Annotated in this window: 15 protein-coding genes; 5 read left to right on the top strand and 10 right to left on the bottom strand. The window is 59.4% G+C overall.

Annotation, left to right across the window (positions count from 1 at the left end; all coding sequences use genetic code 11):
- Window positions 1-208: 208 nt before the first annotated feature.
- The 3 genes from purH to HMPREF1219_RS00260 are packed head-to-tail and all read right to left on the bottom strand — an operon-like array spanning window position 209 to window position 3,918.
- Window positions 209-1,756, bottom strand: coding sequence for a bifunctional phosphoribosylaminoimidazolecarboxamide formyltransferase/IMP cyclohydrolase (gene purH, locus HMPREF1219_RS00270; protein ID WP_016456985.1), 1,548 nt, complete (start codon window positions 1,754-1,756; stop codon window positions 209-211).
- Complete coding sequence (gene purN / locus HMPREF1219_RS00265) at window positions 1,743-2,315, bottom strand: phosphoribosylglycinamide formyltransferase (RefSeq protein WP_040426668.1); 573 nt, start codon at window positions 2,313-2,315, stop codon at window positions 1,743-1,745. The genes purH and purN overlap by 14 nt, the downstream gene beginning before the upstream one ends.
- Window positions 2,230-3,918, bottom strand: coding sequence for an ICP22 family protein (locus HMPREF1219_RS00260; RefSeq protein WP_016456983.1), 1,689 nt, complete (start codon window positions 3,916-3,918; stop codon window positions 2,230-2,232). The genes purN and HMPREF1219_RS00260 overlap by 86 nt, the downstream gene beginning before the upstream one ends.
- A gap of 434 nt (window positions 3,919-4,352) precedes the next feature.
- Here HMPREF1219_RS00260 and HMPREF1219_RS00255 point away from each other — a divergent pair, with 434 nt between their 5' ends.
- Window positions 4,353-5,075 carry a M23 family metallopeptidase gene (locus tag HMPREF1219_RS00255; RefSeq protein WP_016456982.1) on the top strand — a complete coding sequence of 241 codons (723 nt, stop codon included), beginning with the start codon at window positions 4,353-4,355 and terminating at the stop codon, window positions 5,073-5,075.
- Between the two features lie 345 nt (window positions 5,076-5,420).
- Here HMPREF1219_RS00255 and pcrA read toward each other — a convergent pair whose 3' ends face one another.
- On the bottom strand, window positions 5,421-7,625 hold the full coding sequence (pcrA, locus tag HMPREF1219_RS00250; protein WP_016456981.1) for a DNA helicase PcrA: 2,205 nt from the start codon (window positions 7,623-7,625) through the stop codon (window positions 5,421-5,423).
- 22 nt (window positions 7,626-7,647) lie between these two features.
- Between pcrA and HMPREF1219_RS00245 the strand changes: the two genes are divergently transcribed.
- A complete protein-coding gene (locus HMPREF1219_RS00245) occupies window positions 7,648-7,923 on the top strand; it encodes a chorismate mutase (RefSeq protein WP_016456980.1) in 276 nt (91 codons plus the stop codon).
- Between the two features lie 64 nt (window positions 7,924-7,987).
- Here HMPREF1219_RS00245 and HMPREF1219_RS00240 read toward each other — a convergent pair whose 3' ends face one another.
- The 5 genes from HMPREF1219_RS00240 to HMPREF1219_RS00220 all read right to left on the bottom strand — a co-directional run bounded on the left by HMPREF1219_RS00240 (window position 7,988) and on the right by HMPREF1219_RS00220 (window position 15,496).
- On the bottom strand, window positions 7,988-9,688 hold the full coding sequence (locus HMPREF1219_RS00240) for a dipeptide ABC transporter ATP-binding protein (RefSeq protein WP_016456979.1): 1,701 nt from the start codon (window positions 9,686-9,688) through the stop codon (window positions 7,988-7,990).
- Window positions 9,689-9,741: 53 nt separating this feature from the next.
- Window positions 9,742-10,704, bottom strand: coding sequence for an ABC transporter permease (locus tag HMPREF1219_RS00235; protein ID WP_051120492.1), 963 nt, complete (start codon window positions 10,702-10,704; stop codon window positions 9,742-9,744).
- Between the two features lie 154 nt (window positions 10,705-10,858).
- Window positions 10,859-11,785: an ABC transporter permease gene (locus tag HMPREF1219_RS00230; protein WP_016456977.1), complete on the bottom strand. Its 927-nt coding sequence runs from the start codon at window positions 11,783-11,785 to the stop codon at window positions 10,859-10,861.
- A gap of 218 nt (window positions 11,786-12,003) precedes the next feature.
- On the bottom strand, window positions 12,004-13,599 hold the full coding sequence (locus HMPREF1219_RS00225) for a peptide ABC transporter substrate-binding protein (RefSeq protein WP_016456976.1): 1,596 nt from the start codon (window positions 13,597-13,599) through the stop codon (window positions 12,004-12,006).
- Between the two features lie 484 nt (window positions 13,600-14,083).
- Window positions 14,084-15,496: an NAD-dependent succinate-semialdehyde dehydrogenase gene (locus tag HMPREF1219_RS00220; RefSeq protein ID WP_040426664.1), complete on the bottom strand. Its 1,413-nt coding sequence runs from the start codon at window positions 15,494-15,496 to the stop codon at window positions 14,084-14,086.
- Between the two features lie 448 nt (window positions 15,497-15,944).
- On the opposite strand from HMPREF1219_RS00220, the gene HMPREF1219_RS13020 reads away from it, so the two are divergent.
- Complete coding sequence (locus HMPREF1219_RS13020; protein ID WP_040426662.1) at window positions 15,945-16,925, top strand: hypothetical protein; 981 nt, start codon at window positions 15,945-15,947, stop codon at window positions 16,923-16,925.
- Window positions 16,926-17,115: 190 nt separating this feature from the next.
- A complete protein-coding gene (pgi, locus tag HMPREF1219_RS00210) occupies window positions 17,116-18,756 on the top strand; it encodes a glucose-6-phosphate isomerase (protein WP_016456973.1) in 1,641 nt (546 codons plus the stop codon).
- 102 nt (window positions 18,757-18,858) lie between these two features.
- On the opposite strand, the gene HMPREF1219_RS00205 is transcribed toward pgi, so the two are convergent.
- Window positions 18,859-19,272, bottom strand: coding sequence for a YccF domain-containing protein (locus HMPREF1219_RS00205; RefSeq protein ID WP_016456972.1), 414 nt, complete (start codon window positions 19,270-19,272; stop codon window positions 18,859-18,861).
- A gap of 290 nt (window positions 19,273-19,562) precedes the next feature.
- Between HMPREF1219_RS00205 and HMPREF1219_RS00200 the strand changes: the two genes are divergently transcribed.
- On the top strand, window positions 19,563-20,183 hold the full coding sequence (locus tag HMPREF1219_RS00200; RefSeq protein WP_016456971.1) for a DedA family protein: 621 nt from the start codon (window positions 19,563-19,565) through the stop codon (window positions 20,181-20,183).
- The last annotated feature ends 8 nt before the right edge of the window (window positions 20,184-20,191 follow it).

Raw genomic sequence — 20,191 nt, 5'->3', positions numbered from 1 at the left:
GCACTTTGCTCTTTCCAACATGGTGCTTTTTCCACCATGGTCTTCGGTCTCACTCAGCATGTGAAATCCCCCCTTGAAAGTCTTTCGAACGCACACAGTCTTTTCCGTGCAGCTGGTGTGACCCCACAAGTGTGGATAAACAAACCCCGTGGGAGGGCTACCATTCAAGGTGGTCCTCCCACGGGGCTATTGAACAGGAAACTCGTTGCTAGTGATAGAAGTGGCGCGTGCCGGTTAGGTACATGGTCACGCCGGCCTTCTTAGCGGCCTCAATGACCTCCTCGTCGCGGATGGAGCCACCGGGCTGGACAACAGCTTGGACGCCGGCGTTGGCGAGGATCTCAAAGCCATCTGCGAAGGGGAAGAAAGCATCGGAGGCGGCGACGGCACCGGCAGTGCGGTTCGTGCCGTCGGCAAGCGTGTTGGCGCGCTCAACCGCAAGCTTTGCGGAATCGACGCGGTTCACCTGCCCCATCCCCACGCCCACGGTCGAGCCGTGGTTGGCAATGAGGATGGCGTTGGACTTCACGCAGCGGATCGTGCGCCACGCGAACTCCAGATCGGCGAGGACCTCAGCAGTCGCGGGCTCACCGGACACCAGAGTCCAGTTCTTCGGGTCATCCCCTTCCGCCTGGAGCACGTCGCGGTCCTGCTCCAAAACGCCACCGGAGATGAAGGTGGTCTGTGTGCCACCGCGCTCCGGTTTGGCGGAAAGCAGGATCCGCAGGTTCTTCTTCTCTTTGAGGAGCTCCAGGGCCGCGGGCTCGTAGGCCGGGGCGATGATGACCTCGGTGAAGATGGGGCGCACCTGCTGCGCCATCTCCAGGGTGACCTCGCGGTTGACGGCGATCACTCCGCCGTAGGCGCTCATCGGGTCACACGCGTGTGCCTTCTTGTGCGCGTCAGTGATGGACACGTCCGAGATGGCCACACCGCAGGGATTCATGTGCTTGATGATGGCCACACACGGTTCCTCGTGGTCCCACGCTGCGGCCCAGGCTGCATCCGCGTCCCGGTAGTTGTTGTAGCTCATCTCCTTGCCGTTGAGCTGCTCGGCGGCGGCGAGACCGTCGCCGGTGACCCGGATGCTCGCCTTCTGGTGCGGGTTCTCACCGTAGCGGAGCTCATGGGTGGCACCTGGTGCTTCTCCGCCGAGCTGTGCCGCGAACCAGGCGGACACGTGGGCATCGTAATCGGCGGTGTGGGTGAACGCCTTGAGGGCGAGGCGCTGGCGCTCCTCGTAGCTAAATCCGCCGTTGCGAGCAGCCTCGGCTGCCTTTGAGTAATCGGCAGCGTCAACAACCACGGCAACGGAGGCGTGGTTCTTGGCGGCGCCGCGCACCATGGAGGGGCCTCCGATATCGATCTTCTCCACGCACTCCGCGTAGCCCGCACCGGACGCCACCGTCTGTTGGAAGGGGTACAGGTTAACCACAACAAGCTGGAAGCCCTCGATGCCGAGTTCTTTCAGCTGCTCAACATGCTCCGGAACGTGAGTATCCGCGAGGATCCCCGCGTGGACGGCGGGGTGCAGGGTCTTCACGCGCCCGTCGAGGCACTCTGGGAAGCCCGTAACCTCGCTGACATCGGTAACAGGGACCCCCGCGTCGCGGATCACCTGCGCGGTGGAGCCGGTGGAGACGATGCTCACCCCCGCTTCGTGCAGCCCTGTGGCCAGTTCATCCAGCCCTGTCTTATCAAACACGCTAATGAGAGCGCGTTTGATGGCAATTTTGTCGGTATTATTTTCGGTCACGCCACAAGCCTTCCTCGAGAACCTTCACTATCAATTGACGTTCGACTATCTTAATTCGCTCATGCAATGTTGCTTCGTCGTCACCCTCGGAAATGGTGACCGGCCATTGTGCGACGATGGGGCCGGTGTCCATCCCGGCATCCATCTTGTGCACGGTTGAGCCCGTCACTTTCACTCCGTAGGCGAGTGCATCCCGCACTGCGTGTGCCCCCTTAAACGCTGGCAAGAGCGCCGGATGCGTGTTGAGCACCACGTCGAAGGCGGACAAGAAATCCGCCGAGACGATCCGCATAAACCCGGCGGAGACCACCACATCGGGAGAATACGCGGCGACGGCATCGCGCAGAGCGCGGTTCCAGCCGTCGCGGTCGTCCGCCGTAAGGGTGACTACCTGGTACGGAATTCCAGCACGAGCTGCCCTGTCGACCGCCTCACACGGCCGATCGGTGATGACGGCGGCTATGGAATAGGCTTTACTGCTCCGATCGATGAGAGCTTGGAGCAGTGTTCCCGTTCCAGAGGCGAGAACCACTATCGTGGTCGGTTTGTCCGGAGGCATCGTTTTCTCCGGAGGTACTAGGCCGAGGTCGCTGGGGATCGTCGGCAGGGTGGGAGGCTTTAGTGCCATCGTCGGTTACGACTTTCGTTTCGAAGTTCGCGGTTTGCTCTCCCCATTCTCCCCCATCACCGCCAATATCGGAACTCTCGCGTCCACCTTGGGGGAGGTTCGCGGTAGACACCTGCGGATCCGAATCCACGCCACCGTTTCGCTTTTCAGCGTCTCCCTCCTCGCCGTTGGGCCCCGGCTCACCGCTCTCAGCTGCACTTTCAGCAGAAATAGGACCCTCGTGTGACAATTCAGACGATTCCGGATGAGACTCACCGTCTACGTCACCCGAAAGTTCGACCTCAGCACCGTTGACTTCCGGTGCCTGCTTCTCCTCGGCACCGATGCCTTCGGCACCACTACCCTCGGCATCATCGAGCTCGCCATCCGCGGGCGCTGGTGAAGCGATGTCGGCGGAATCCGAGGCTTCGTCTTGGTCACTTGCATTTTCCTCGACCACGGGTGCCTCTGCGTTTGACGATTCAGCCTCCTGCGAGTCCGCCGTGTATTCCGAGTTCTCCTCCGGCTTCTCGGTTCCGGTATTATCGTCGCTCACGGCCTCTCCCCACAGGCTCTTCTTGCCCGTGACCAGTCGGACGATCACCGCGCCCAATCCTATGGCCGCCGGGTACACGAACGCCATGACCATCGTCAACCACCATGTTGGCCCCACATATCCCAGCACGCCTACGGTTCCTGCGGACCACAGCTGCAGGAGGCCAGCCCACACGGCTGCGAACGGCGCAACGGCGAGCCCGTACTCAGGGCTGGAAAACAGAGCGTAGACGGCGATAACAAAGGCAACCATGAGCAGCAATGCGGCCGCCGGGTGTACGGTTTCCGGCATCGCGACGAGCCACTGCACTGGCGGAAGCAACCCGGGGTTGGCGGAAAATGCAGATACCCACGCGTCGCCCACCCGGAAGTCGGAGCCCAACAGAACGGCGCCACCGGCGATCGCCGCATTGGGGAGAAACCCCGCCGCAACGAGCGGATACCCAACGGGTTGCCACCGCACAACCGTCATTGCGATGACAAGGACCAACCCTGCCCCGAGCCACAGGCCGGTGAGCTTGAGAGCTGTGTACGCCGCGCTGACCCACGCTTCGGGCACACCAAAGCGGCAAGCCAACGCCTTCCATAGGCGGGGTCCCATCCCCACGGCTACCGCTGAGCCGTGGAGCATGACAACACGGACGTAGGTGACCGCCGGTGGGATCCCCATCTCGAAGACTTGGGAGGCACTCCACAGCATCGCCGCCGCTGTGAGCGTCAGCGCCAGTGGCAGGAGCACCGCCACAGCTGCAATGATCTCCAGATCGCGAATCGAGGCCTTGTATCGCACCAGGTTAAAGGTGGTACGAGCGATGAGTGCCCACACGCACGCTGCCGGCAACAACGGCACCGCGCTGACGACCTGACCACTGCCCGAAATAGCGCCGGCATTGAGTACCACATAGGTTTGGGCAATCGTCCCCGGCAGTGCAACCAATGTGGTGGAAGTAAACAACAGAGACGCGAGCGATACAGCGACACAAATTGTGATAATTATCACATTTGCAAAGATAAAAGGGGTCACTAATTGACGAGTGCGAGAACCTCGCCCACCAAGGAGGCCAGTGGTTGACAAGTCACCTTTTGCCTGCCCGGGGCGCCTTCCGCGGCGCGACGATCCTCCGGGACGTGCGGAATTACGAGAAGGTCCTACATTTACATTCACGCTTAAACTCTGCCATGAATCGCGATTCAAGTGAGGGAGGCGTGCGCAACAGCCCCAAGTACACCATCCAACCTTCGGACGATATGTAACATTCCAAAACTTAAGAACGACTAAGAGAGGAACGAATTCTGCTTGCTCCGACGTTTTCGTTACGCTATCGTTACAACTCGTTAAGCAATATAGGTAACAGAATGGTCACGATTAAGTGAAGCAGCTATAACGGCAAGCGCTTCGCACGTGGCCATTTACAGAGGTTGGAGGAGTCAAACATGGCTCATCAGCGGTCGGCAGCTGGGGCACATCGCAAGCCCTCAAGCGCGCCTAAAGGTCGCATCAGTCTTGTTGCAGTCACTACTGGTGTTGTTTCTACCGCCGGTGCTACGGGCGCCGTAGCAGCAAATACGTTTGCAGAAGCTGCACCTACCGTTCACAACGAGGTGCAACTCGTTGCGGAAACGACCACTACCACCGCTTCTACCGCTGAGGAATCCCCTCAGGTACTTAACATCGCCGAATTTAAGCCGGCGGCCAATGTCCAAGATCAGATCGCCAAAGCCGTTCAGTACGACAACGAGCGCGCAGCCGCCGATGAAGCTGCCCGTGCTCCACTAGTCGTTCGCCCCGCTGAAGGCGTTCTTTCCTCCGGTTTCGGCACCCGCTGGGGCGTTCTCCACGCAGGTGTCGATATCGCCGGCCCGATGGGCTCCTCCATCGTCGCCGCCGAAGATGGCGTTGTCATCGACGCAGGCCCCGCATCCGGCTTTGGTAACTGGGTCCGCATCCAGCACGAAGATGGTACCGTCACTGTGTACGGCCACATGGAGACCGTCGAGACCACGGTAGGCGCTCACGTTACGGCTGGACAGCGCATCGCAGGTATCGGAAGCCGCGGCTTCTCCACCGGCCCCCACCTTCACTTCGAGGTTCACCCCAACGGAGGCGGAGCAATCGACCCTATCCCGTGGCTCGCTGAGCGCGGAATCAACCTTTAGAATTTTATCTACCTAATTGCAAAAACAAGGCCTGGCGATTCAGTCGGGCCTTAATTTTTACTAAGTACGCCTTAATCAACACTGAGAGCTCTTCTCGCGCTCTCAGGTACTGATTTCAGGTAAAGGAGCCGCGAAGCGGCGTTCGGACCGTGAGAGGCCCCTGCAAACGGCGATTTCTCACGCACCTGAGTGGGCTCCCAGATAAGGTTCCTCCCCCACACTCGTTGTCAGGTCCGGTGGACGGATCAACTCCAACCGAGCCTGGGAAATGGAAACTCCACACGAGGATGGCCGTCACCATCTGTGTGTGGAGTACATCACCCCTGTGGGGTCTACCAAGTGAAGCTACAGCTTCTCCATAGGGATATTCCCGATGAGCATCAGTCTGATCGTTCCATGGGACCCGAAGTCGATGGTCACGGTCGTGTGCTTACCAATGCCACTGACCTCTTTGACCGTCCCCACACCATACTTCTCGTGGTTAACCATATCCCCTACCACCAGTTTCAACGATGATGCGGGAACGGACTGCGATGACGCGGGCTTCTTCTTTACCCGGCGCGGGCCTCCCAGCCAACCGTCGCTTCCCGGGTATCCGCCGTAACTGCCGGCACCGTAGCTCGGTTCTTCACGCTCCCACTCGATGAGCGAGGCGGGGATATCCGCAAGGAACCGGGACTCGGGGTTGGTTTGGGGGTTGCCCCACGCAATACGCATGAGTGCACGCGAAACGAACAGCTGCTTACGGGCACGGGTGATGCCCACGTAGGCAAGGCGACGCTCCTCTTCAATCTCCTCCGCGCTCCCCAGGGAGCGCATGTGGGGGAACTGCCCTTCTTCCCAGCCGGGCAGGAACACGTAGGGGAACTCGAGCCCCTTCGCTGTGTGCAGGGTCATGAGAGTGACAACTCCTTGGCCCGCATCGGGGATTTGGTCGGCATCCGCAACGAGCGAGACCCGCTCCAAAAAGGCCTGGACCGAATCGTCCTCGTCGTTGGCACGCGCCTGGCTCGCGAAGTCGCGGGCGTAGGCAACCAGCTCGTTAAGGTTATCCAGGCGCGCCTCGTCCCGGGGATCCTTCGATTTCTCTAGCTCCTCCCGGTACCCAGACACGTCCGTGATGAGGTTGATGAGATCGCCCACCTCGGGTGTCTCACTCCTTAGCTCCTCCATCATGGTGACGAACTTGGTGATCGCATTCTTACCTTGCGCCCCCAGGTAGTCAACCTCATCGGCCCGCTTCATCGCCTCGTACAGAGAAATGTTCTCCCGCGAGGCAAAGGCGGTGACGAATGCGAGGGCCTTATCGCCGATGCCACGGCGAGGCGTGTTGACAATCCGGCGCAGGCTCACCTCGTCATCGGGGTTATCCACAACACGCAAGTAGGCGATGATGTCACGCACTTCCTTGCGCTCGTAGAACCTTGTTCCACCAACGACCCGGTAGGGAATTCCCGTGCGGATGAACACGTCCTCAATGACACGTGAGGCCGCGTTGGTCCGGTACATGATGGCAACCTCGTTATAAGGCAGGTGACGCTCGTCGATGGTTCTGGCGATGAATTGGGCCTCGTCTTCCTCACGGTCAGCAACATAGCCGATGATCTTGGTGCCTTCTCCCCTGTCCGTCCACAGATTCTTCTTACCCCTGTGCTCATTGTGGGCGATGACGGCGTTGGCTGCCGACAGGATGTTCTGTGTGGAGCGGTAGTTCTGCTCCAGAAGGATCGTGGTGGCGTTAGGAAAGTCTCGCTCAAACTCGCGAATGTTGCGGATGGTCGCGCCGCGGAACGCGTAGATCGATTGGTCGGCATCGCCCACCACGCACAGCCCCGAACCGTCCTTGCCCACGAGAGCAGAGATGAACTCGTACTGTGCGTGGTTGGTGTCCTGGTACTCGTCGACAAGCACGAACTTGAACCGACGGCGGTAGTAGCTAGCGACGTCCGGGTGCTCGTGAAAGATCCTCACGACCTCACCAATGAGATCGTCGAAGTCGAGCGCGTTCGCCCGCCGCAGGCGCTGCTGGTACGTGGCATACACGGAACCGAAGAGCGAGGACTCTTTGGTTGCCTGGTCCACACCGACGAGCTCGTTTTTCCACCCGGAAATCTTGTTTCCCAGCACCCGGGGACTGTACTTCTTAATGTCCAGATCCATGTCCTTAGCGATCTGTTGCAGGAGCCGCTTGGAATCGTCGGAATCGTAGATGGTGAAGTTCGAATTCAGCCCCGGTACGAGCTGCGCGTTTCTCCTCAGGATCCGCACACACGTCGAGTGGAAGGTCGACACCGCCATGGTGTTCGCCTCGGGCCCAATGAGGTTAATCACGCGCTCGCGCATTTCCTTCGCCGCTTTGTTGGTAAAGGTGATCGCGAGGATCTGCCACGGTTGAACCCCTCGGAACTTGAGCAAGTGCGCTATCCGGCGTGTGAGTACTGCTGTTTTGCCGGAACCAGCGCCAGCGACGATGAGCAACGGGGACTCATCGTGCAGGACGGCCTGGCGTTGCTGCGGGTTAAGGTCTGAAACGAGATCTGTAGGTGCCATAACGAGTAATACAATAGCGGGTATGAGTAACACCGGCGCAGAAGATCAGTTAAGCGATGCTGAAATTACCCAGCTCAGGAAAGAAATCGACCGCCTCGATCGAGTGATCCTTGACGCGGTAAAAAAGCGCAGCGAGATCTCTCAGCGCATTGGACGCACTCGCCGCGCCTCGGGTGGGGTACGGCTTGTTCACACCCGCGAGGTGGAGATCGTTAACCAGTTCCGCGAGGAGATTGGGGAAGAGGGCCCCGCCCTCGCTGCGATACTCCTCCGCATGGGGCGAGGAAAGCTCGGCTAGGAACCGTCGAAAAGCGAACAGCGGGGCCAGCCCAACAGCCGGCCCCGCTTTCTACGTGGTATCCCTAATCCAGGTTGATTCCCAATTCGTGCCCCGCGCCGAGCTCAATATTGAGGCCCGGAACGGCGGCGATGAGTTCTTGGGTGTACTTTTCCTGGGGCGAATCGAAGATGCTATCCGCAGTGCCTTTCTCTACGATTCTTCCCTTCTCCATCACGACGATATCGTCGGCAGTCTGGCGGACCACCGCCAAATCGTGCGTGATGAACAGGTAGGACAGGCGGAACTCCTCTTGCAGATCGGCGAGAAGCTGGATGATCTGGTTTTGCACCAATACATCGAGCGCACTTACCGCCTCGTCCAGGATGAGCACCTCCGGCTGGAGGGCCATGGCGCGAGCGATCGCGATGCGCTGACGCTGACCGCCGGACAGCTCGTTGGGGTACCGCCGCATGGAGGACCGGGGCATGTTCACCATGTCTAGTAGCTCTGCCACGCGCTTCTCCCGCGCTTTTCTGTTCCCCACCTTGTGCAGGCTCAGGGGCTCCTCGATGCAGCGGTAGATGGAGTACATCGGGTCGAGCGAACCGTACGGGTTCTGGAACACCACCTGGAGCTTCTTGCGCAGCCCGAAGAGCTCCTTCTCGCTCATGGTGGAGATGTCTCGATCCTCGTAAGTGACGGTGCCGCTGGTAGGCTTTAATAGCCCGAGCACCATGTTGGCGACGGTCGACTTACCAGAGCCGGATTCACCCACGAGCGCCGTTGTTGTCCCCCTGCGGAGGTAGAACGACACGTCATCCACAGCACGAAGAACCTTCTTCGCGCCGCGAGCACCGCGGATCTCGAATTCCTTGACCAGGTGCTGGACGTCGATAACGGTTTCCTCGCTATCGCCACGTGAGGCTTTAAGTTCAGAGGAGGTGAGCCCCTGATTCCGTGCGGATTGGATGCGCGCGGAGGCGAGCGACGGCGCGGCCTTCACCAACCGCTGCGTGTACGGGTGCTGGGGGTTGCGGAGGATGGTCAGGCTCGGGCCCTTTTCCACAATCCGGCCACGGTGCATGACGACGACGAAGTCTGCACGCTCGGCGGCGAGACCCAGGTCGTGCGTAATAAAGAGCAGCGCGGTGCCCGATTCCTTGATGAGTGTTCCCAGGTGATCGAGAATGCGCTTTTGCACCGTCACGTCCAACGCGGAGGTCGGCTCGTCGGCGATGAGGAGCTTCGGGTTCGCAGCGAGACCGATGGCGATGAGGGCACGCTGCCGCATGCCACCGGAGAACTCGTGCGGGAACTGCTTCGCACGACGCTCCGCGTCCGGCAGGCCCGCATGTCTGAGGAGCTCAACTACCTTCTCGTGGGCCGCGGAACCCTTGGCGATGTTGTTGGCACGCAGCGACTCTTCCACCTGCGTACCGATTCTCCACACCGGGTTGAGGTTGCTCATCGGATCCTGTGGCACCAGACCGATCAGGGAACCGCGATATTCTTGCCACTGTTTATCGGTGAGTCCCGTGAGCTCCTTGCCCTCAAATCGGATCGACCCGTCGGATACCTTTCCGGTGCCGGGAAGGAGGCCCAAGAAACTCATGGCTGCAGTGGACTTTCCGGAGCCTGATTCACCGACGATCGCCACGGACTGCCCGGGGTAGATGGTGAGGTCGAAATCGCGAACGGCCTCCACCACGCCCGTGGTTGACTCGAACTCCACCTTCAGGTTGTTCACCTGCAAGAGCGGAGTGGCATTGCTGGTCGCTTCCATCTGGTCTCCTACTTCCACTGTGTTGTTCATGTTGTCGTTTGCTGGTGATCCCATTAGCGCTTCCTCGCCTTCGGATCGAGCGCATCGCGAACGACATCACCCATCATGATGAAGCTCAACACCGTCAACGCAAGCGCGATTGCCGGGTAGAACAGCACCATGGGCTTGGTTCGTAGCGAGGCCTGCGCCGCGGAGATGTCTCCGCCCCAGGACACAACCGTCGACGGCAAGCCGATGCCGAGGAAGCTCAGCGTCGCCTCCGCAACGATGAACGTGCCAAGGGCCACGGTGGCGTACACGATGATGGGGGCCGCGGCGTTGGGTAGGATGTGGTTGGTAAGAATCGTGAACCTCGACGCACCAACCGCGCGTGCGGCGGTGACGAACTCCTCGTTCTTCACGCTCATGACCGCGCCACGAGTGATACGTGCGATGTTCGTCCAACCAAAAATACTCAGGGCCACAACCACCGTCCACACGGTGCGTTGCTCCTTGAACATCTGCATGACGACGATTGCTGCGAGAACGAGCGGGACGGCGAAGAAGATATCGGTAAGACGGGACAGAATCGTGTCCCAAATGCCGCCGACGAATCCGGCGATGGAGCCGATGACTGTGCCGAGAACGGTCACCGCGATGGTGGTGAGAACGCCCACTGTGACGGAGGCGCGAGCACCAAAGATTACTCGCGAGTAAATGTCACAGCCCTGCCTGTCAAACCCGAACGGGTGGCCCGCGGAGGGGTTAGCCAGCGAGTTGCTCAGCTCGCAGAAGCGAGGATCAGTGGATGTGAACATCTGCGGGAACATCGCCAGCAGGATGGCGCACAGAATGAGGGCTGCGGAAAGCCAGAACATGGGGCGACGGCGAAGATACCGCCACGCCTCTCCCCACATGGAGCTGGGGGCAGAATCGTCGGGCACAGCGTCCACCGCACCCAGGCCTTGCTCGTCGACAGCAGAAACGTAGTACTCCTGCCCCGGCAACACCTCGCCTCCGGTGACGGTATCGTTCATGAGCCCACCCGTGCGCCGTTCGATGACCATCTGCTCCTCGGTAGCGGGATCCGCAATACGGATAGCATTTTCTGGCACGCGGATCATGTCGTCTGTGGTACTCGCCGTGTTGTCAGCGATCGAGTTGGGAGAAACAGGGCGCGAGTCTTTGTTATTAGGCATAGCGAATCCTCGGATCTAGAAGCGCGTAAATGAGGTCAACGATGAGGTTGGCGATGATGTAGACGATGACGAGCACCGTGGTGAAGCTCACCACCGTGGCCGGTTCACCTTTGAGGATCGCCTGGTAGATCGATCCACCAACGCCGTTGATGCCGAAAATTCCCTCCGTCACGATCGCGCCACCCATGAGGGCACCAAGGTCAGCCCCCAGGAAGGTAACCACGGGGATGAGAGAGTTTCTTAACACGTGACGCCCCATGACGGAGGTTTTGCTCATGCCTTTCGCAGTGGCCGTCCGTACGTAGTCGGCGTTGAGATTCTCACTCACCGATTGCCGCGTCAAGCGCAACACGTAGGCGAAGGACAGCGCTCCCAACACCACCGCTGGCATGAGTAACGCGGTAAAGGACTCGTTTCTGCCGACGGTCACCGGTAACAGCCCCCATTTCACCCCGACGAGGAACTGGAGGACGAAGCCGATGACGAAGGAGGGAACCGCGATGACAAAGAGCGACACGAGGAGAACCGTCGAGTCGAAGATTCCACCACGGCGAATACCAGCGATGACACCGATGGAGATACCCAAGATGGCCTCAAAGGCGAGAGCCATAAGGGCAAGTTTGATGGTGACGGGGAAAGCGTTGGCCATCACTCGAGCCACGGGCTGGCCAGAGAATGTGGTGCCAAAATCAAGAGTGAGGATGCCCTTGAGGTAGAGAAGGTATTGAATGAAAAAGGGTTTATCCAGATTATATTCTGCTTCGATACGAGCTCGTGCCGCCTCGCTGATGCCTCGGTCTCCGCCGAGCGCTGCCACGGGATCGCCGGGCATGAGGAAAACAAGAGAGTAAAGAAGCAATGTTGCGCCGATGAACACGGGGATCATCTGGAGCAAGCGCCGCCCGATGTAACGGAGCATGGTGCGCGACGCTCCTTTCTAAAAAAGTACAGATTGTGTGGTCGTGGGATCTTCCGCCGTTACAGGCCGAATCCGCGTACTAGGAGTGAAACGAACCCACCCCGCGTGCAGGAATCGCACCTGCGGCGATTCCCAGCAGCGGGGTGAATGAAACAATTCGTGACATCCTCACGGATGGGGTGAGGGGACCCGACAACTGCCGAGTACCCCTCTACGTGTTACTTCTTGGTGATTTCGTAGTACACCGGGACGGACTTCCAGGAGAACACGACGTTATCGACGTTCTCGGAGTAGCCACCGGTCACGTTGGCGTACCACAGCGGGATGGCGGGTAGATCCTTGAGCAGGATTTCCTGAGCCTGGTTGTAGAACACGTTTGCTTCCTCCGGGTTCGGTGCCCCGGCTGCCTGCTTGAGGAGGGAGTCGAACTCCGGGTTGGAGTAATCGCCATCGTTGGAACCGCCGCCCGTGGAGTACAGCGGGGTGAGGAAGTTACCCAGCGACGGGTAGTCGGCCTGCCAGCCGGTGCGGAATGCACTGTCGATGGTGCGGTTGGTGATCTCGTCACGCAAGCTCTTGAAGTCGGGGTACGGATCGCCCACTGCCTCCACACCAAGGGTGTTGCGGATGGAGTTGGCCACAGCATCGACCCACGCCTGGTGACCGCCGTCCGCGTTGTAAGAGATCTTCACTGAACCTTCGAACGGCGAGATTGCGTCGGCCTTAGCCCACAGTTCCTTTGCCTTCTCCGGGTTGTACTTGAGAACATCTGCTCCCTTGAGCTGATCGGTCTGGCCGGGGATAACCGGCGAGGTGAAGTCCGTCGCGGGGGTGCGAGTGCCACCGAAGATGGTGCTGGTAATTTCGTCGCGGTTGATGGCGTACGAGAGTGCTTCCCTACGCAGCTGTCCCTCTTCACCGTCGAAGTGCGGAAGGCGCTCGGGGATGGTGAAGGACTGGAAGATCGCGGCGGGCTGGTTGACCGCGCGGTCGCCTAGCTCCTGCTCGAAGGTGGAGAAGGCGGAATCCGGGATGAGGTCGGTCACATCGAGGTTGCCGGCCAACAGGTCGGAGTATGCGGCGTCACCCTTGGCGTAGAACACGAACTGGACACCGTCGTTCTTCGGCACGCGGTCGCCCTTGTATTCCTCGTTAGGAACGATGATGGCGTCCTTGTTGTGGTTCCACTCGGCGAGCTTGTAAGGACCGTTGCCGATCGGGTTTTCGCCGTAGGCTGCAAGATCATCGAAAGCCGATTCGTGCATGGGGTAGAACGCAGAGTAACCAAGGCGGGTGGGGAAGTCTGCTTCCGGCTGGTTGAGCTCGATGGTGAACGTCTTATCGTCCACAACCTTGAGGCCTTCCATGCTTGCGGCACCGTCCTTGAAGCCGAGGATCGGCTCGAAGAAGTCGGCTGTGAGCATCGAATCTTCCACGACCTTGTTCCACGCCTTGACAAAGCTTTCCGACGTCACCGGCGAGCCGTCGGAGAACGTGATCCCGTCCTTCAGCGTCACGCGGTAGGTCTTCTCGCCTTCGAGGTCGATGGACTCTGCCATGTCGTTGTGGGTATTACCGTCGGCATCGTAGTAGACGAGGCCGGAGTAGATGAGGTCGACGATGTTACCGCCGCCCACCTCGTTGGTGTTGCCCGGAATGAGCGGGTTTTGGGGCTCAGACCCACGAGCGGTGATGTAGTTTGCGCTCTGCGTCGAACCGCCCGCCTCCGAGCTGCTCTCCGAGTTTGAGCACGAGGCGAGGCTGAATGCGAGGCACCCAGCTGCTAGCGCCGCGATGGTCTTCTTTAAGAACACTGGCTCTCCATTTCATGTGCAATGTATTTGGCTATGCAGGAATTGCACCACAATTTGTGAATGGAATTTGCATTTTATTCAGTTAATTTGCAATTAACTCGCCATTAATACAGTTCACAGCGCCTTAACACCTACAGAAAGTACCCCTTTTGGATAACCCCCTAAAGGGGTACTTACGGGAGATTGCTCAACAAAATCCAGCCATGTTCAAAAATATTCGGAACGTGTAAAATTATTTTCCCCCATTGCAGCACGTGACATTCGTGCGTATTTTTTCACATCCAACGAATATTTTTCCAGAATAGATAAGTTTAACGGCATTAATTCCAGTGACCTCACCTCCCACTGAAAAACGAACGTGTCGCCGCATTATTCACGGCCACTCCACCATGCCATCCGCCGACATGGAGGCACAGTGAGGACGGAACCGTCGTAGGGCGTCGGGACCGTCCTCACCATCGAGAGAGTTATGACCGCAGGCTTATTACTGCTGCGCCGGGGCTGGAAGGGAGATGAGCTTACACTCGAGGAATTCCTCGATCCCCTGGAACCCGCCTTCTCGGCCGAGTCCGGAATCCTTGACGCCACCAAACGGCGCCGCAGCATCGGAAATGCCGCCCTTGTTAACGCCGACCATGCCAGCTTCCAAGCGCTCCGCCGCATCGAGCGCATGCTGCAGATCCGCACTGAAAAGGTAGGCGGCGAGCCCAAAGTTGGTGTCGTTAGCCATGGCGATGGCAGCCTCGTCGCTTTCCGCTTCGTACACCGCTACAACGGGGCCAAAGATCTCCTCCTTGTACATCCGCGCAGAGGTGGGAACGTTGTCAAGGATGGTGAGCGGGAACCAGGAGCCTTCGCTTGGAACGGTGTCCTGCCACACCACCGTGGCACCCTGCTTCACGGCATCGTCGACAAGCTCGGTGACCTTGTCCACCTGGTCATCCCCCGATAGCGGTCCGTATTCCGTCCCCTTGAGGGAATCGGTGACCGCAGAGACGAACTGCGAGTGGAGGTCCTTGTGGATAATAAACCGGTTGGCAGCGATGCAGACCTGGCCGGCACCGCGCATCTTGGCCACGCTTGTGGCCTCGACGGCGGTCGCCACGTCGGCATCAGAAAGTACAACGAAGGGGGCGTTGCCACCGAGCTCGAGTGAGACACGGGCCGTCGGAACCTTCGCGGCGAGCTCCTTGCCCACCGCGGTGGATCCAGTAAACGTCAGCTTGCGCAGGCGAGGATCACTGTACAGCGGCTCCAACACGGACGACGAGCACGGAAGGATAGAAACAACCCCCTCATCAAGCCCGGCATTGCGGAGAACCTCGGCGAGCAAGAGCATGGTCAACGGCGTTTTTGAGGCCGGCTTGAGAACCACGGTGCACCCTGCGGCAAGCGCCGGCCCCAGTTTCCGTGTCCCCATGGCGAGTGGAAAGTTCCACGGAGTGATCGCGAGCACCGGCCCCACGGGCTGCTGGACCTCAACAATGCGGGCGTTGCCCGTTGGTGCGAGCCGATAATCCCCCTGCATCCGCTCAGCCTCGGCCGCGAACCAGCGGAAGAACTCCGCACCGTAGGTGGCCTCGGACTGGGAATCCGGCAGCGCGCGCCCCAGCTCGAGCGTCATGAGCTCGGCTATTTCATCCTTGCGCGCGGTGAGCTCCTCGTACGCGCGCCACAGGATGTCGGCTCGGTGTCTAGGGCTCGTGGCGGCCCACTTTTTCTGAGCTGCGCACGCCGCATCGAACGCCTTCTTCACGTCGTCTTCAGTAGCGGATGCGACCTGGGTAATCACTGACCCATCGCGCGGGTTCGTGACTTCGAACGTGCCACCGTCGGATGCGTCGACAAAGTGGCCGGCAAGGAAAAGCTTGTTTTGATAATTCTTCTTATCACTCATAGTGCCAACTGTATTCACCACCGCGTCCCCCTCCCCCACATGAGGGGAAACGATCTCCTTACACTGCGGGCCCGCCACCCCTGACCTACGATAACGGCGAGAGATCGGGGCACAGGGGGAATCACCACCCAACCGTCAGCGTCGCGGCGAAGTCGCACGGCACGCGGTTAGCTTGAGCCACGGCACCACCACGCGCCGTCACGATACCCTCCGCGCACGCAGTCTCTCACTGCCAAAGCACACATCAGCGGAGGAACAGTCCTCTGCCGGGAAAACCACAATCAAAGGGGGAACAATGTTTACTCGCTTGCTTTCACGCACGCTTCCTCGCTCCGGCGCACGTGCCGGGACCCACACAAACGTCACAACAAACCGTACTTCTTGCACTCATTCACCGCTGACGGCAGGAGGCAAAATTCCACGCCGGGCCATCGCCACCGCAGCTCTCGTGGCAGCTCTCTCCTCTGGCATTCTTCCTGGCACCCCGGGGGCATTCGCTCTCGAGGTCCACGACAACGGCGACACGTGCACCATCCTGCCGTCACGTGATGATGAATCTGAAGTCCGGCGCTTAAAAGATGCCACACATCAAGCTGCTGAGAACGCAGCATCAACCATCTCAGCGGAGAAATCCCCAGCAGAGGCTGTGGCCGGCGTGGCGATCGGCCTACCCGATTCTTTTTTTGCCTCATTGGTTGCCTCCTTGGAATTGTCCACAGATATCGTGTGGCCCCTGACCATCAGCAAAACTGAGGCCGAGTCCATGTACGAGACGAACCGGCCATCACCATACTTTCCCCAGGGGAACCCTTTTCTCAAGCGATACGACGCTTTCAGCGATCAGCGGGCGAAAGACATTGCGCGGGAGGCCGCACGAAATGTTGCCCCGGCTGTGGAAAGGATGGAAGAACGGGTAGGTGACAAGGCATTCCACCGCGCGTTAGGCACCTGCATTGGTGTCAGCCCACTCGCCCAGCTCTCATCGGATGACAGTGCGCTGGCAAGCAGCGAGGATCTCGGGGGAGCTTTGTCCTCCGAAGAGGGTGGGCAACACAACGAAACAACCGTCGCCGTGGAGATCACCCTCGGCGTGGCAAGTGCCCTGGCGCTGCTCGGAGGATTCATCGCGAACCTCGATCCGGCGTGGATCCCCGCACCACTGCGCACCCAGCTAGCCGTGGTGTTCCCGCAGTTCTCGCTCCGGCAAGAAGCCCATCAGGTGCAGCCTCCAGCTGCACCTGTGCCTGCCCCTGCGCCCGCTGTGAAAGCAGCGCCTGCACCTGCTCCTGCGCCTGCACGAAACTGGCAGCCGAGGAACTCCGCATCCCGCCCGGCTAACAAGCACAGCGCTGCACCTGCACAGCACAAGCGGGCATCCAAGCCACGGCTCAACATTGATATCCGGACGATCGGACCCTTTCCAGGCTAAAGTATGAAGTTACTGGTTCCTTCACCGGCAGGAACGGAAATTCCATACACTTTGCTGCTCGTCGCCAGCGCGGTCGATTCGGTCGATTCGGTCGATACCGCCGGCGGGCCCGCAAGGTTCGTAGCAAAGTGTGGTTCCGGTGAAGCGACTGACACACTGTGATTTACGTAGAAAACACGAAGGAGCGTTCATGTCCACGGATATCACCACCACTCACGAGTGGAAAGACCTCGAGGCACACCAGGCAGAAATCAGCGAGACGAACCTGAGGGAGTTGTTCGCCGATGATCCGGAGCGTGCAAACCGGTTCACCTTTGATGCCGCAGGCTTGCACGTTGACCTTTCCAAGAACCTCATTTCCCAGCAGACGGTTGAGAAACTGGTTGCTCTTGCCCGCGCCGCCGGCCTCAAGGAAAAAATCGAGGACATGTTCACCGGCACGCACATTAACAACACGGAGGACCGCGCGGTTCTCCACACTGCATTGCGCATCCCCGCTGAGGATGATCTCAGTGTCGATGGACAGGATGTGGCCGCCGACGTCCACGAGGTGCTGGGGCGTATGCGCGACTTCGCTTCGGCTCTTCGCTCCGGCGAGTGGTTGGGCTACACCGGCCACACGATTAAGACCGTGGTGAACATCGGTATCGGCGGATCTGACCTCGGCCCCGCCATGGCCACGAAGGCTCTGCGCAACTACGCGGTGGCTGGTATCCACGGGAAGTTCGTGTCCAACGTCGACCCCGCTGATCTCGTTGCAACCCTCGATGAGCTCGATCCGGAGTCCACCTTATTTATTATCGCCTCCAAGACGTTTACCACGCAGGAGACGCTAGCCAACGCCCACGCAGCTAAGCGCTGGCTCGTGGAAAAGCTCGGCAGCGAGGATGCGGTGGCCAAGCACTTCGTCGCTGTGTCCACCAACGCGGAAAAGGTGGCCGAATTCGGCATCGATACAAATAACATGTTCGGCTTTTGGAATTGGGTCGGGGGGCGCTACTCCGTCGATTCGGCTGTGGGCCTCGCCCTCATGTGCGTCATCGGCCCCATGGATTTCATGCGGTTCCTCGATGGCTTCCACCAGATGGATGTTCACTTCCGCGAAACCCCACTGGAGAAGAACATCCCGGTGCTCATGGGTCTCCTCGGCGTGTGGTACACCGATTTCTTCGGCGCCGATACTCACGCCGTTCTCCCCTACTCCGAGGACCTGTCCCGGTTCCCTGCATACCTGCAGCAGCTGACCATGGAAAGCAATGGTAAGTCCGTGCGCCACGATGGCACGGTGGTGACCACTGACACGGGCGAGATCTACTGGGGCGAGCCCGGAACCAACGGCCAGCACGCTTTCTACCAGCTGATTCACCAAGGAACCCGCCTTATCCCGGCCGATTTCATCGGCTTTGCCCGCCCGGCGCAGGATCTCCCCACCGCCGACGGCACAGGTTCGATGCATGACTTGTTGATGAGTAACTTCTTCGCGCAGACGAAGGTGCTCGCCTTTGGCAAGACCGCGCAGGAGATTTCCGCCGAGGGAACCCCCATCGAGCTGGTCAATCACAAGGAGATGCCGGGCAACCGCCCGACCACGACGATCCTCGCCGAGGAGCTGACCCCGCGCGTTCTCGGTGCGCTCATTGCCCTGTACGAGCACATCGTGTTCACAGAGGGTGTGATCTGGGACATCAACTCCTTCGACCAGTGGGGCGTGGAGCTGGGCAAGAAGCAGGCCGGCGATCTGTTGCCTGCCGTCACCGGCGCTGAAACACCTAATTCAGGCGATTCCTCCACGGATGAGCTCATCGGCTGGTACCGCACCAACCGGTCATAACGGCCCGCATTAACTAGAAAAGCTGCCTCCCAGTCCTAAGACACGGGGGCAGCTTTGTCAATAAAAAGCACACACTTTTAGCACGTTACCGCGTTGAGCAACCTACATTTTCACTACTTGCTCGTACCCCGCAGGGATATGGCCTGAGTCCACGATCTTCTTCCCAAACGGGAAGCATGTAACCGGGATGAGCTTGAGGTTGGCCCACGCCATGGGGATGCCAATGATCGTGACGGCGAGGCTAGCGGCCGTGGTGATGTGGCCGATTGCCAACCACACCCCGGCGACGACGAACCAGATCGCATTGGAAATACCGCTCAGTGCACCGGAGCCATCAACTGGCTGGACGAGTGTGCGACCAAACGGCCAGATCACGTAACGTGCCATCCGGAACGAGGCCACACCGGCGGGGATAGTGATGATAAAAATGCAGGCGATGACGCCGAAGAATACGTAGCCGATGGCGAGCCACAGCCCAGCAAAGAAGAACCAGATGATGTTAAACAGTGTTTTCATGGGCCCCAGTGTACTGACCCCACACCTTTTGGTTCATGCCGAAGCATCTTCTTACCTTTAGCATCTTCTTACCTTTATGGCAACGAGTGACGGTGCACCCCTGTCCCCTCGCACAATCATCGTATTCCCGCCATATGTGCGCTTCTTTGGCCACACCCGTACCCAACTAGTTCTTCTCCTCCTAAGGCGCTTTCCAAAGCTCTCGCATCGTGCCCGCCCGGGACCGTGGCCATACTTTGGTATAGTGAAGGGCCAATTTACGCACGAGAGCGAGAACGGATAACGATTATATGATTGATGCGATAACGTCGTGGGTTACTTCACTAATGGAAACTTTGGGAGCACCCGGCGTGGGTATCGCTATCTTTTTGGAGTCGGCTTTTCCGCCTATTCCCAGCGAGGTCGTCCTGCCACTGGCCGGCTTCACCGCAAGCCAGGGATCGATGGGGCTTGTCGCCGCCATCGTCTGGGCCACTGTGGGCTCACTCCTCGGCGCGTACCTCCTGTACTTTGTCGGCCACCTCGTCGGTGCAGATCGGCTGCGCAAGATCGCGGACTGGTTGTGGCTCGTTGAAGCAGCTGACGTGGACAAGTCCATCGCCTGGTTTGATAAGTACGGCTCGCCGTCGGTGTTCTTCGGCCGGATGGTTCCGGGTATTCGTTCCCTCATCTCCATCCCGGCGGGCATCGACCGCATGGGGCTGGTGAAGTTTACCCTGTGGACGACGTTGGGCTCGGCGATCTGGAACTCGATCCTCGTCTACCTCGGTTTTACCCTTGGTGAAAATTGGCACACGGTGACCGATTACATGGAGGAATTCTCCCTCATCATCAAGATTCTCCTGGTCATCGCGTTTGTCGCGCTCACCATCTGGCTCGTGCGCCGCCAGCGGAAGAGCTCCAAGAAATAACGGTGGCC

Origin of the sequence: Corynebacterium pyruviciproducens ATCC BAA-1742, assembly GCF_000411375.1 — a bacterium.
Lineage (GTDB): Bacteria > Actinomycetota > Actinomycetes > Mycobacteriales > Mycobacteriaceae > Corynebacterium > Corynebacterium pyruviciproducens.
This window is presented reverse-complemented; position numbering and strand designations above follow the sequence as displayed.

Excerpts from the sequence above, each read along its gene's own strand:
- purN (WP_040426668.1), bottom strand. The coding sequence starts at position 2,315 with ATGCCTCCGGACAAACCGACCACGATAGTGGTTCTCGCCTCTGGAACG.
- HMPREF1219_RS00255 (WP_016456982.1), top strand. The coding sequence starts at position 4,353 with ATGGCTCATCAGCGGTCGGCAGCTGGGGCACATCGCAAGCCCTCAAGC.
- pcrA (WP_016456981.1), bottom strand. The coding sequence starts at position 7,625 with ATGGCACCTACAGATCTCGTTTCAGACCTTAACCCGCAGCAACGCCAG.
- HMPREF1219_RS00245 (WP_016456980.1), top strand. The coding sequence starts at position 7,648 with ATGAGTAACACCGGCGCAGAAGATCAGTTAAGCGATGCTGAAATTACC.
- HMPREF1219_RS00240 (WP_016456979.1), bottom strand. The coding sequence starts at position 9,688 with ATGGAAGCGACCAGCAATGCCACTCCGCTCTTGCAGGTGAACAACCTG.
- HMPREF1219_RS00235 (WP_051120492.1), bottom strand. The coding sequence starts at position 10,704 with ATGAACGATACCGTCACCGGAGGCGAGGTGTTGCCGGGGCAGGAGTAC.
- HMPREF1219_RS00230 (WP_016456977.1), bottom strand. The coding sequence starts at position 11,785 with ATGCTCCGTTACATCGGGCGGCGCTTGCTCCAGATGATCCCCGTGTTC.
- HMPREF1219_RS00220 (WP_040426664.1), bottom strand. The coding sequence starts at position 15,496 with ATGAGTGATAAGAAGAATTATCAAAACAAGCTTTTCCTTGCCGGCCAC.
- pgi (WP_016456973.1), top strand. The coding sequence starts at position 17,116 with ATGTCCACGGATATCACCACCACTCACGAGTGGAAAGACCTCGAGGCA.
- HMPREF1219_RS00205 (WP_016456972.1), bottom strand. The coding sequence starts at position 19,272 with ATGAAAACACTGTTTAACATCATCTGGTTCTTCTTTGCTGGGCTGTGG.
- HMPREF1219_RS00200 (WP_016456971.1), top strand. The coding sequence starts at position 19,563 with ATGATTGATGCGATAACGTCGTGGGTTACTTCACTAATGGAAACTTTG.